Origin of the sequence: Microbacterium deminutum (assembly GCF_039530205.1) — a bacterium.
Taxonomy (GTDB): Bacteria; Actinomycetota; Actinomycetes; order Actinomycetales; family Microbacteriaceae; genus Microbacterium; species Microbacterium deminutum.
Map to the genome: position 1 here is coordinate 754229 of NZ_BAAAOG010000001.1, position 12328 is coordinate 766556.

Below are 12328 nucleotides of genomic sequence, written 5' to 3' on the forward strand. Positions count from 1 at the left end.
GTTGTGGAAGTGATCGCGTTCGTCATCGGTGTGGTGCTCCTGGTCGTGGGGCTGGCCGTGTCCATCGCGCTCCACGAGCTCGGCCACCTGCTCCCGGCGAAGAAGTTCGGCGTCCGCGTCGGCCAGTACATGATCGGATTCGGCCCGACGCTGTGGTCACGTCGGCGGGGCGAGACCGAGTACGGGTTCAAGGCGATCCCACTCGGCGGCTACATCTCGATGGCCGGCATGTATCCGCCGTCACCGGCCCTCCGCCGCAGGAACGGCGCCGTCACCGGCCACCGCACCGGCCGCGCCGGCGGCGGCTTCTTTGCGACGATGGTGCAGGACGCCCGCACGGCGAACGACGAGACGCTGCTGAGCGAGGACGACGATAGGGTCTTCTACCGCCTCCCGGTCTGGAAGCGCGTCGTCATCATGCTCGGCGGGCCTGTCATGAACCTGCTCCTCGCCCTCGTGCTGTTCGCGATCCTGCTCTCGGGCATCGGCGTGCAGACGGCGACCACCACCGTGCAGAGCGTCAGCGAGTGCGTAATCCCGAGCGGCGTCACCCGCACCACGTGCGCGGCATCCGACCCCATCGCCCCGGCGAAAGCCGCGGGGCTCCAGGCGGGAGACGTCATCGTCTCGGTCGACGGCACCGGTGTGAACACCTTCGCCGAGGCATCCGCCATCATCCGCAAGTCGCCCGGCCGCACCCTCATCGTGGTCGTCGAGCGCGACGGCGTCGTTCACAGCGTGAACCTCACTCCGGTCGCCGTCATGCAGCCGGTGACGGATTCGTCCGGCAAGGCGGTCTTGAACCCCGACGGCAGCGCCATGACCCAAGAGGTCGGCTTCGCCGGCATCCGTCAGGAAGTGCAGTACGTACGTCAGCCGATCTGGGCGGGGCCGCAGGCGGCCGTCGAGAATGTGGGGGCCGTAGCAGGCGTGGTGTTCCAGCTGCCGGTGAAGGTGTGGCAGACGGGCGTCTCGCTCGTCACGGGCCAGGAGCGCGATCCCAACGGGCCGCTGAGCGTCGTCGGTGCCGGCGTGCTCGCCGGTGAGGTCGCATCGGCCGACGCACCCGTGCTCAACCGCGTGGCCGGACTCCTGTCGCTGCTCGCATCGCTGAACATCGCGCTGTTCGTGTTCAACATGATCCCGCTGCTGCCGCTCGACGGGGGTCACATCGCAGTCGCACTGTGGGACGGCATCAAGCGCGGGTGGGCGAGGATCTTCCACCGCCCACCGCCGAAGCCCGTGGATGCGACCAAGCTCGTCCCCGTGACATTCGTCGTCGTGATCGCGCTCGTCGCCATGGGCGCCGTCCTGATCCTGGCCGACATCTTCAACCCGGTGTCGCTCTTCTGAGGATTTTCAGAGTCGGATGTCGATTCCGGCCTTGTCCGTTCGCTGTGGGAATGAAACGGTTCCACTGACGAAAGGATCACGACCGTGAAGTACGTCATCATGTTCACGTCCACGCCCGAACTCGACTCGGCGGTGCCGCCGGAGCGGGCCGAGCAGGTCTACCGCCGGGTCTACGACTGGTTCGGCGCGCACGCCGAGCAGATCTCCGACTCGGGTGCGGAGCTGCAGCCCGTCACGACCGCGACCACCGTCACCTACGGCGGTGACGCTCCCGTCGTCGCGGACGGGCCGTTCTCCGAGGCGAAAGAGGTCGTCGGCGGGTTCAGCGTGCTGGATGTGGCCGACCTCGACGCCGCCATCGCGATCGTCAAGACATGGCCGATGCTGGAGCTGCCCGGCACCTCTGTCGAGATCCGTCCGATGGTCGTGGACTACAGCCACATGGAGCAATGAGCGCGCCGGATGCCGCGGCCCGGGGCTCGGGGGAGCACCGGGCAGCGGCATCCGATCTGCTTCTCACCCGCGTCGTGCGAGAGGAGTACGGGCGTATCGTCGGAGCGCTCACCGCCTGGATCGGCAACCTCGACATCGCCGAGGAGGCGGTGGCCGAGGCCGTGGAGGAAGCCCTGCGCGAGTGGCGCAGCCGCGGTGTACCGCCGAATCCCGGTGGATGGCTCACGCAGGCCGCGAGGCACAACGCACTGGACCGGCTGCGACGCGAGACGAGGTACCGTGACAAGCTCACTCTGCTCGCCGGGCCTCCGGAGGTCGAGCCGGCCGCCGTTGCGGCGGATGCCGATGCGGACGAGCGACTGCCGCTCCTGTTCGGATGCTGCCACCCGGCCCTCTCCCCGGACGCTCAGCTCGCCCTGACGCTCCGTGCTGTGTGCGGGCTCACGACACCGCAGATCGCACGGGCGACGTTCAGTCCCGAGGCCACGGTGGCGCAGCGGATCGTCCGGGCGAAGCGCAAGATCGGCGCCGCCGGCATCCCGCTGCGGATTCCCGAGCCTGCCGAGCGGCCCGAGCGTCTCGACATCGTGCTGACCGTCGTGTCGGTCATGTACAGCGAGGCGCACCTGGTGGCCGGCGGCGATGCGACCGCCGACCGCGACCTCGCCGACGACGCACTGTGGCTCGCTCGTGTGGTCGCGGCGGCGCTGCCGCGCGAGGCCGAGGCACAGGGTCTTCTCGCTCTTCTCGAGTTCCACCGCGCCAGGGAGCCCGCCCGCGCGGTGGAGGGCGAACTCGTGCTGCTCGGTGAGCAGGACAGGTCGAGATGGGACGCGGCGCTCCTCGCCGATGCGCGGGCGGCGCTCGAGCGCGCAGCGCGCGTGCGGCGCCCGGGTCGCTGGCAGCTTCATGCTGCGATCGCGGCGTGTCACGCAGATGCCGCCGACTCCGCCACGACGGACTGGCTGCAGGTGCTGACCCTCTACGACCTGCTGCTGAGGTACGACCGGTCGCCGGTCGTTCGTCTCAACCGGGCCGTCGCGCTCGCGCGCGTGGAAGGGGCGGCGGAGGCGCTCGCCGAGGTCGACGCCTTGGCGGACCGGCTCGCGGGCTATCACCTGTGGCATGCGGTTCGCGCGCAGCTGCTGCGCGAACTCGGTCGCCCCGATGACGCGCTCGCAGCCGATCTGCACGCGCTCGAGCTGACGGCGAACGACGCCGAGCGGCGGCTGCTCGCCTCGCGGATGGCGGACGGCCGGTAGTCGACTCGGCCTCCGGCCGGGTTGGGGCGAAGTCCGTCCGTCGGGGCGCACGATGATCGCCCCAACGGACACTACGCGCCCCGAGCTGCTTGTGGTGGCCTCACCAGGGTCAGGCGCCCACGGGCATGAGGGCATGGGAGACCAGCCGCTCGAGTGTCGTCATGCCGTCGCGCGAGAGGATCGACTCGAGGTGGCCCTGCACCGAGGCGTAGCCGGGGCCGCGCAGCGCATACACATCCCCCGACACGGGATCGGACGCGACCTCGGCCTCGCCGATCCACTCCATTCCGGGTGCGACTCGCGCGGTGAAGGTGTTGTAGAACCCGATGGATGCCGGCATCCCGAACAGGTCGACCGTGTGCTGCAGACCCTGATGCGGCGCCGAGAGCGGTGCGAGTTCGATGCCGAGCGAGTCGGCCAGGATCTGGTGGCTGAGGCACACCGCGAGCAGCGGCCTACCCGAGGCACGGCGATGCGCCACGACGTCGCGCATGCGCCGCATCCGAGGACTGGACGGGTCACGCGGGTCGCCCGGGCCGGGTCCGGACACCACGAGGTCGGCGTCGTCGAGCTGTTCGTCGGTGACGTGGTTCCACGGTGCGATCTCGACCTCCAGGCCGAGGTGCCGCAGCTGGTGGGCGAGCATGGTCGTGAACCGGTCCTCGGCATCGACCACGAGGGCGGTCCTGCCCGCGAGCGGCCCGGTGCCTGCGGCATCCTGCGGATTGAGCCAGAAGGCGGCGAGCCGGGCGTTGCGAGAGGCCAGCAGTGCGGCGATCGCCGGATCGTCGGCCAGCAGCCGCGGCCGGACCGCCGGCGCGTCCTCGTCGAGCGCGACCGACGCCGGGATCCCCGCGACCGTGACGGCCGCGCCCGGCACGGCCGCAAGAGCCGCCGCTACCGGAGTGCCCGCGGTGAGCCCCGACGAGGGGTCGCGCGGGACCGCGCCGATCGCGCCGAGCACCCCGGCCGCCTTGCCATGCGTCTCGCTGACTTCGCCGTACGGGTCGGAGTGGCGCACGAGCGTCGCGCCGACGGGGACGCGCAGGCGGCCGTCCACGAGGTAGGCGGTGCGGATGAGGATCGGCGCGTCGAGGTCGTGCGTCGGCTCGTCCACGGACACCGCCGTCGCAGGCCGCGGCGTGAACAGGGCTGCGACGCCGGAGTAGTAGCCGCGTGGCGTGCGTTCGTGCCGCGTGATGACCGTGCAGGCGTTCTGCATGGGGGATCCGGTCACCGTGGGCGCGAACATCGTCTCGCGCAGGATGTCGCGCGGGTCGAGCCGGCTTCGTCCACGCAGCACGTATTCGGTGTGGGTGAGCCGCGACATCTCCTTGAGATGCGGACCGGTGATGCGCCCGCCGTCCGAGCAGACGGCGCTCATCATCTTGAGCTCCTCGTCGACGACCATGAACAGCTCTTCGGTCTCTTTCGTGGACCGCAGGAACTCGGTGAGGGTCTCGGCGGTCGCCCCGCCGGCGGGATGGCGGAACGTCCCCGAGATCGGGTTCATGGTGACGAGGCCGTCCTGGGCGCTGACGTGCGCCTCGGGGCTCGCTCCGACAGCGACATGTCCCGGGGTCACGATCGCGAAGGTCCAGTACGCACCGCGCTCGTACTCGAGCAGCGCGCGGAACCAGGTGAGCGCCGCCGTGACCGGATCGGCCTCGACGCCGGCGATGAAATCGCGGCGGATGACGAAGTTCGCACCCTCGCCGCGGCCGATCTCATCCGCGATCACACGCGTCACGATCTCGGCGTACTCGGGGTCGGCGATGTCGAAGTGCGGATCGGCCAGAGGGATCGGCGTCGTCGGCAGCTGCTCGAGCAGATCCTCCCGTGGAATCCGGGTTCGTGCCGAGACGATCAGACACCTCAGCGGCGCACCGTCGTCGTGGCATTCGAATCCGCGTTCGCGCACCTGACGGAAGGGCACCAGAGCGAGCACCTCACGCGGCCGGCCCTCGGCATCCGTCAGCGGGATGTCGGACAGAAGGTCGACGTCGACCACCTCGCCGGTGAGCAGCTCGACGGTCGCCGCGTCGCGCGCGATGAGGGCGAAGGAGTCCCCGGCCGCGAGCACCGCGGTCAAGGGGGAGGGGCTCGGTGTCATCGCCGGCCTTTCATCGGGTCGGGCGGTCGCTCAAAACGAGAAAGACCGCCCTCGGGCGGTCTGTGGTCCTGCGAACGCGAACACACCGCCGTCAGCGGGCGGGCCACCAGGCGGTGAGGTTCGCGGACATGCGGTCACGATATCAGACGAGCGGATGCCGCCGCGCTACGCGTCCTCGCGTTCCTGGACTGCGGCGAAGTGTCGGTAGCCGACTGTCTCGTAGCCGACCACCAGCACGAGCGGGGATGCGGCCACGATCAGGAGCGAACCGCCGATGGACAGGCCGGCGGAACCGGCGACGACACTCAGCCCGAGAAGGGCGACGCCGCCGATGAACAGCCAGATATGGAGCGGGTCGAACCTGCCCACGAGCAGGGTGTAGAGGACGAGGATCATGATCTCGAACGCCAGCACCGGCACTGTGACGCAGGTGAGAGCGAACGCCGCGTCTACGTCCGCGACGCCCGAGATGACCTGCGCGGCGACGTGGAGTCCCGCACCGACTCCGATGATGGAGCCGAACAGGATGATGTGCAGGTAGCCCCATGCCCAGGACCGCTCCCGATGCCGCGCGAGCATGACACCGGACGGCAATGTGAAGTACGCCCACCACATCCCGAACGCGAGAATCGTTCCCGACACTGCGAGCACACCGGCTTCGATGCTCCAACCGTCCTCGTCGACGACCGCCGAGATCGTCAGGATCGTCCCCAGCACCACCTCGCCGAGACTGATGATGACCAGCAGACCGTAGCGCTCCGCGATGTGGTGGGCGTGCCACGGTGTGCGTCCGTACTTCGTCTCCGCGTAGAGGGGACCGATCAGCTCGACCGCGACGAGGAGTGCGGCGATGCTGAAGGTCGCGAAGAGGGGAGGGTCGACCACGACGAGCACCACCCAGCCCACCTGCGCTGCCGAGACCCAGATGGCATACGCGAGGCAGGTGCGGCGATGGGCGGGGTCGTGTGCTGCGGCCCGCAGCCAGACGGCGACCGTCGCGATGCGGATGATGACGTACCCGGCGACCATCACGATGTTGTCGAGATGACGACCCTCGTCAATCGAGCGGAACGCCGGAGTGAGGCCGAGCGCGATCAGCAGCACACCGACCATCGCGACGAGCGTCGCGATGCGGAAGAAGATGTCCTGGGTGTCGTACGCCGAGGCGAGCCACGAGTAGTTGATCCACGCCCACGACACCGCGAAGGTCGCGAATGCGAACCCCATCAGCGCCGGCCCGATGTGTCCGAGTTCGAGCAGATGCGCGGTCTGGTCGGCGGCCTGGCTGAACGCGACGACGAACGTGAGGTCGAAGAGCAGTTCCAGTGGTGTCGAGGTCCGATGCGACTCCAGCGGGTCGCGGCTGATCATCCGGGTGTCTCGATGACTCAGGCTCATGCCGGAAAACTACACCGGCGCACGTCGTCCGCTCCCGCCTCTGCACGCACCGCAGGCAGTTCCGGCATCCGCGGGGGAACGGGTCAGCGGGTCACGTGCGCAAGCGCCTCTGCTTGGTGCCGGTATCCGATCGTCTCGTAGCCGACGATGATCACGGTCGGTGAGCAGGCTATGACGATGAGCGCCACTCCCACCGAGGCGCCGAGCGTGACAGTCAGCACCGCGACCGCGAGGATCGCGACGGCGCCGAGGAGCAGCCACAGGTGCAGCGGATCGAACTGCAGGACCAGCAGCGCATAGAGGGCGAAGACCATGACCTCGAACGCGAGGACCGGAATCGCGACGGTGAGCACCGCGAAGACCGTGTCGACGTGGGCGTCGCCCGCGATGACCCGGGCCGCGACGTGCAGTCCGGCGCCGACTCCGACCACCGATCCGAACAGCAGGACGTGTCCGTATCCCCACGGAAAGGCGCGCAAGGGATGCCGCGCGAGCACCGGTCCCACCGGGACGACGAAGTAGACCCACCACATCGCGAAGGCGAGTGCGGTTCCGCCGAACGCGATCAATGCGGCCTCGACGGTCCACCCGACGTCCTCGACGACGGCCGAGATGGCGAGGATCGTGCCGAGCACGATCTCGCCGAGCGTGATGATGACGAGGAGCCCGTAGCGCTCCGCGATGTGATGCGGATGCCACGGCGTCCGGCCATACTTCAGCTCGGCGAACGGGGGACCGGCGAGCTCGAAGACGACGAGGAATCCGGCGATGGCGAACGTCGCGCCGATCGGGAGGTTGAGGAAGATGAGCGCGACCCACCCGATCTGGGCGATCGAGATGTCGGTCGCGTAGGCGAGGCAGGTCTGTCGCCGCTGCGGGTCGTGCGTGGCCGCGCGCAGCCAGAGCGCGACCGTGGCCACGCGCATGATGACGTAGCCGGCCACCATCACGGTGTTGTCGAGATGGTCGCCCTCCTCCAGCGAGCGGAAGACATCGGGCACGCCCAGAGCCACGACCAGCACGCCCACCATCACGATGAGTGTTGCGATGCGGAAGAAGATGTCTTCGTTGTCGTAGGCGCTGGCGAGCCAGGAGTAGTTGATCCACGCCCAGCTCACGGCGAAGGTCGCGAACCCGAATCCGGCGAACGCCGTCGACAGGTGCCCGAGCTCCAGCGCGTGGGCCGTCTGAGACGAGATCTGACTGAACGCGACGACGAACGTCAGGTCGAACAGCAGCTCCAGGGGAGTGGCCCCGCGATGGCTCTCCTCCGGGTCGCGGCCCGTCATCCGGGTGAGACGGTGGCTGAGGCTCATGCCGGAAAACTACACCGCGGCGCGGCGCACGCTGCGTGCCTGCGCAGACTTCGCACATGCGTCGCGGCGTAGGGTGGATGCCGTGCCAGCAGTCAATCTCGGGATGCCCAAAGTCCCTGAAACGCTCGCCCCCCGCCGCAAGAGCCGCCAGATCCGGGTCGGCAAGGTGCTCGTCGGCGGTGGCGCACCCATCAGCGTCCAGTCGATGTGCACGACGCCCACCACCAACATCAACGCCACTCTTCAGCAGATCGCCGAGCTGACGGCATCCGGGTGCGAGATCGTGCGCGTCGCGGTGCCGTCCCAGGACGACGCCGACGTGCTGCACATCATCGCCAAGAAGAGCCAGATCCCGGTGATCGCCGACATCCACTTCCAGCCCAAGTACGTCTTCCAGGCGATCGACGCCGGCTGTGCCGCGGTGCGCGTGAACCCCGGCAACATCCGCAAGTTCGACGACCAGGTGGGGGCGATCGCGAAGGCGGCGTCGGATGCCGGTGTGTCGCTGCGCATCGGGGTCAATGCCGGCTCGCTCGATCCGCGCCTCCTGCAGAAGTACGGCAAGGCCACCCCCGAAGCCCTGGCCGAGAGCGCCAGGTGGGAGGCGAGCCTGTTCGAGGAGCACGACTTCCACGACTTCAAGATCTCGGTCAAGCACAACGATCCCGTGATCATGGTGCAGGCGTACCGCCTGCTCGCCGAGATGGGCGACTGGCCGCTGCACCTGGGAGTGACCGAGGCCGGGCCGGCCTTCCAGGGCACCATCAAGAGCGCGACGGCATTCGGCATCCTGCTCGGCGAAGGCATCGGCGACACGATCCGCGTCTCCCTCTCGGCGCCCCCCGCCGAAGAGGTCAAGGTCGGCCACCAGATCCTCCAGTCGCTGAACCTGCGCGAGCGCAAGCTCGAGATCGTCTCGTGCCCGTCGTGCGGTCGCGCCCAGGTCGACGTCTACACCCTCGCGGACGACGTCACGGAGGGCCTCAAGGACATGACCGTGCCGCTGCGCGTCGCCGTCATGGGATGCGTCGTGAACGGACCGGGAGAGGCGCGCGAAGCGGACCTCGGGGTCGCCTCGGGCAACGGCAAGGGCCAGATCTTCGTCAAGGGCCAGGTCATCAAGACCGTGCCCGAGGCCGACATCGTCGCGACGCTGATCGAGGAGGCGAACCGGCTCGCCGCCGAGATGGGTCCTGCCGCTCCGGTCGGCACGGCGCAGGTCGTGACGGCCTGAGCGATGGGTTGACGAGGTCTCCCGCAAGGGCTCAAAGCCGGTCAGCAGCACGGTTGTCAAGCGCTCAGGCCACGGCGACCATCTGCGACCCGAGCGCCGGCTGCTACGGACTCATCGCGCCAGGACGCAGCAGCGGCAGCAGCTGCAGCCCGATCGCACTCGCGACGAACCGCTGCCGGCGGTTGCCGGTAAGCTGCCCCACCCAGTCGAACGCGCCGAGGTCGATCCACTCCCGCAGCGTTCCGTCGTGGCTGTGCACCCCGAACAGGATGCGCAACCCGCCGTAGTACGCCGAGTGCAGCGGCTCCGATCGCACCTCGACGTCCGGTTGCGCCAGATGCAGGGCCGCCGCCACACGGTCGGCGATGGCGGGAAGGCGGTCGTCGGTGCGCACGATCGCGACCGGGCGCTCCCATACGAGCCCGTGCACCCGTGCCGCGGTGTCGAGAATCCGGCGGTGCACTCCGAGCTGCTCGGTGACGGCCGCCACCTCGAAGCCGTCGTCGGCGAGACCTCGTCCGGCGTCCGCGAGTGAGAAGAGGCGGAAGTGCTGCGTGAATCCAGGACCGCTCGGCACCGGCTGCCTCCGCACCACCTGGTGCGCCGTGCAGAGCCGGACGTGATCGCCCGGCGACGCGCGAAGCCTGCGGGCGCACTCGAGCGCCAGCACATTCGTGGGATCCGAGACGACCTCGCTCCCGCGGATCGTCGAGAGCGTGCGATCCTGCGAGGTCGGGGCCACCGACGAGTTCGTTCCGATCGGGGCGACCGGGGAGAGCAGGAGCGCCTCATAGCCCGCCGCGGCCTCGAGCGCCAGCGCGTCGTAGGCCGTGGATGTCCGCTGATCCACCTGTGACGGGCGGACGGTGGCGTCGTCGGACCACTGTGCCAGCACATCGACGGGCCGGTGCGAGCGGGCCTCGGACCGCGCGATCGCGAGGAGTTCGCCGCGCCGATCGCTCGGCGAGCCGCGTCCGTGGATCGACCGCTCGCTCATCCCGTCATCCTTCCAGGCGGCGTGCGGGGTGGTAAGCCATCCCTGCGGATCCGGCTGACAAGACCGTGGGGATCGGCATCCGTCCCGTCCCGTGACTCAGCGGAGCAGGGGAGAGGCCCTCGCTAGACTTCCGCTATGGGAAAGGTCTTCGACGAAATCGATGACAGCCTCGCGGCCTGGATCAGCGCTCAGCACCTCTTCTTCGTGGCGACCGCGCCACTGTCCGCCGATGGGCATGTCAATGTCTCGCCGCGTGGGCTCGACTCGCTGAGCATCCTCGACGCGCACACCGTCGCCTGGCTCGACCTGACCGGAAGCGGTGCCGAGACGATCGCGCACCTCAATGAGAACGGCCGGATCTGCCTGATGTTCTGCGCGTTCAGCGATCGCCCGCGGATCGTACGGCTGCACGGGCGGGGACGTGTGGCGCTGCCCGGCGAGGACGTATTCGAGCAGGTCGCGCGCGAGCATCCTGGTCATGTCGGCGCTCGCGCGGTGATCGTCGTCGACGTCGCACGCGTGTCGGACTCATGCGGCTGGGGTGTCCCTGTCATGGAGTTCGTCACGGACCGCGAAATCATGCGTCCGTGGGCCGTGAAGAAGGGGCCCGAAGGCCTCGACGCCTATCGCGCCGAGAAGAACGCCAGGTCGCTCGACGGACTGCCCGCTCTCGTGAACACCGAGTCCTGACCTCAGCGATCGGTCGTGCCCGCTGAGGCGCCCACAGCTGCGAACTCGATCTCGCCCGTCGCGATGTCGGCCCGTTCGAGCCGCACCTCGACCCTCGAGCCCGCGGGCGCGCGCATCCCGGCGACCCGGGCCGTAACCGGCGAATTCGCCAGTTGAACACGCGAGCCACCACCTTGCTCGGCCAGCACCACCGCCGGGAACACCGCGCTCTCCTGCCCGTGCAGAAGGGCCGCTTCGACGCGATGGATCGATGCCGCGTCGAACTGATCGGCGCGCTGATCGCTTCGGCCCATCAGCTTCGGGATCTCGGGGAGGCTCTGCCTCGCCCACTCGGGCACAGGCCGCCCGTTCGCGAGCGCTTCGCAGACGACGAGCGACCATCGGTCGACGAGCCGGCGCAACGGCGCGGTGGTATGAGCGTACGGCGCGCCGATCGCCGCCTGCAGCGTCTGCGTCGGAGGTCGGCCGTCGAACGCGACATAGCCGGCCCCCCGGAACAGCGATGCCGCAGCGCTTCGCACCGCGAGTGCCGCGGGGTCGTCTCGGTCGAGAGTGCGCAGATAGTCGCCGTACTGGATGCCGTCGCGCCACGGGATGCCGAGCGCGACGGTCTGCGCGCGGAATGCGGCGACATCGGCGACGCCCGCGGCAGGCATCGTGCGGAGGACGCCGATGCCCCCGGCGAGCATGATCTCGGCGGCGGCCATCCCCGTCAGCAGCGAGACCTGGGCGTTCCAGTCCTCGAGCGGCAACGGCGGATTGCGCTGCAACCGGTACGTGCCGTGATCGACCTCGATCGTCGTCTCGGGAACGTTGAGGCTCGCGCCTCCCCGCTCGCTTTCGCGCTGTGCTCGCAGCGGTCCGAACCAGGCGAGCGTCCGCAGGGTTTCGGGCGCGGATCCGTGTTGGAGCGCCGCCTGCGCGTCGGGGTAGCTCCACCTGTGGCGGGATCGGACGATGGCGCGGGTGAGCGTCGTCTGCAGTGGACGCGCACCGCTGTCGAGAGTGAATCGCCAGACGTAGGCGCGACGGTCGGCGTTGTCCACGAGAGACGCGGCATCCTCGCTCAGGACCGGCGGATGAAGCGGAATGCGCCCGTCTGCGGCGTAGAGCGTCTGACCGCGCAGGCGCACCTCTGCATCCAGTTCTCCGCCCGGCGTCACGAACGCCGGAACATCGGCGATCGCATAGTGAAGGACCGCGCCTTCGGACGTCTGCTGGAAATGCATCGCCTGGTCCAGATCAGGTGAGCCCGGCGGGTCGATCGTGAGGAACTCGAGGTCGCGGAGGTCGGCGAGGTTCGCCACTGCGGGGTCGGTCGGCACGGAGCGCGCGGCATCCCGCGCCTCGGCGAGCACGGCGCGAGGGAAGCCGCTGGGAAGGTCGAGCGACTGCCTCAGCGAGGCAAGGGACTCGACGAGCGCTCCTGTCGCGGTGGCCGGGACCAGACGGGAGCGACGGGCGGGCACGAGGCCAGTGTAAGCGTGCCTCACAGGGATGGAGACCTTCAGC

10 protein-coding genes are annotated in these 12328 nt (G+C 69.2%); 5 read left to right on the top strand and 5 right to left on the bottom strand.

Annotated features, from left to right (window positions below):
- Window positions 1-3: 3 nt before the first annotated feature.
- From ABD212_RS03275 to ABD212_RS03285, 3 genes are all read left to right on the top strand, one after another.
- The gene (locus ABD212_RS03275; protein ID WP_344091149.1) at window positions 4-1353 is read left to right on the top strand and encodes a M50 family metallopeptidase; all 1350 of its coding nucleotides are present in this window, start codon (window positions 4-6) and stop codon (window positions 1351-1353) included.
- Window positions 1354-1437: 84 nt separating this feature from the next.
- Window positions 1438-1806, top strand: a complete 369-nt coding sequence (locus ABD212_RS03280) for a YciI family protein (RefSeq protein ID WP_344091150.1) — start codon at window positions 1438-1440, stop codon at window positions 1804-1806.
- Complete coding sequence (locus ABD212_RS03285) at window positions 1803-3068, top strand: RNA polymerase sigma factor (protein WP_344091151.1); 1266 nt, start codon at window positions 1803-1805, stop codon at window positions 3066-3068. Before ABD212_RS03280 ends, ABD212_RS03285 begins: the two co-directional genes overlap by 4 nt.
- Window positions 3069-3177: 109 nt before the next feature.
- On the opposite strand, the gene ABD212_RS03290 is transcribed toward ABD212_RS03285, so the two are convergent.
- The 3 genes from ABD212_RS03290 to ABD212_RS03300 form a co-directional block, all read right to left on the bottom strand.
- Window positions 3178-5181, bottom strand: coding sequence for an anthranilate synthase family protein (locus ABD212_RS03290; RefSeq protein WP_344091154.1), 2004 nt, complete (start codon window positions 5179-5181; stop codon window positions 3178-3180).
- 165 nt (window positions 5182-5346) lie between these two features.
- The gene (locus ABD212_RS03295; RefSeq protein WP_344091156.1) at window positions 5347-6579 is read right to left on the bottom strand and encodes a low temperature requirement protein A; all 1233 of its coding nucleotides are present in this window, start codon (window positions 6577-6579) and stop codon (window positions 5347-5349) included.
- Between the two features lie 83 nt (window positions 6580-6662).
- A complete protein-coding gene (locus ABD212_RS03300; RefSeq protein WP_344091158.1) occupies window positions 6663-7895 on the bottom strand; it encodes a low temperature requirement protein A in 1233 nt (410 codons plus the stop codon).
- A gap of 82 nt (window positions 7896-7977) precedes the next feature.
- On the opposite strand from ABD212_RS03300, the gene ispG reads away from it, so the two are divergent.
- Complete coding sequence (gene ispG, locus ABD212_RS03305; RefSeq protein ID WP_344091160.1) at window positions 7978-9129, top strand: flavodoxin-dependent (E)-4-hydroxy-3-methylbut-2-enyl-diphosphate synthase; 1152 nt, start codon at window positions 7978-7980, stop codon at window positions 9127-9129.
- A gap of 103 nt (window positions 9130-9232) precedes the next feature.
- Here the strand turns inward: ispG and ABD212_RS03310 are convergent, their stop codons facing one another.
- Complete coding sequence (locus ABD212_RS03310) at window positions 9233-10126, bottom strand: hypothetical protein (protein ID WP_344091161.1); 894 nt, start codon at window positions 10124-10126, stop codon at window positions 9233-9235.
- Between the two features lie 135 nt (window positions 10127-10261).
- Between ABD212_RS03310 and ABD212_RS03315 the strand changes: the two genes are divergently transcribed.
- A complete protein-coding gene (locus ABD212_RS03315) occupies window positions 10262-10816 on the top strand; it encodes a pyridoxamine 5'-phosphate oxidase family protein (protein ID WP_344091162.1) in 555 nt (184 codons plus the stop codon).
- A 2-nt stretch (window positions 10817-10818) separates the two neighbouring features.
- Here ABD212_RS03315 and ABD212_RS03320 read toward each other — a convergent pair whose 3' ends face one another.
- Window positions 10819-12285: an RNB domain-containing ribonuclease gene (locus ABD212_RS03320; RefSeq protein ID WP_344091163.1), complete on the bottom strand. Its 1467-nt coding sequence runs from the start codon at window positions 12283-12285 to the stop codon at window positions 10819-10821.
- Window positions 12286-12328 lie beyond the last annotated feature (43 nt).

Coding starts and splice junctions, on each gene's coding strand:
- ABD212_RS03295 (WP_344091156.1), bottom strand. CDS start 6,579: ATGAGCCTGAGTCATCGAGACACCCGGATGATCAGCCGCGACCCGCTG.
- ABD212_RS03300 (WP_344091158.1), bottom strand. CDS start 7,895: ATGAGCCTCAGCCACCGTCTCACCCGGATGACGGGCCGCGACCCGGAG.
- ABD212_RS03285 (WP_344091151.1), top strand. CDS start 1,803: ATGAGCGCGCCGGATGCCGCGGCCCGGGGCTCGGGGGAGCACCGGGCA.
- ABD212_RS03310 (WP_344091161.1), bottom strand. CDS start 10,126: ATGAGCGAGCGGTCGATCCACGGACGCGGCTCGCCGAGCGATCGGCGC.
- ABD212_RS03290 (WP_344091154.1), bottom strand. CDS start 5,181: ATGACACCGAGCCCCTCCCCCTTGACCGCGGTGCTCGCGGCCGGGGAC.
- ABD212_RS03315 (WP_344091162.1), top strand. CDS start 10,262: ATGGGAAAGGTCTTCGACGAAATCGATGACAGCCTCGCGGCCTGGATC.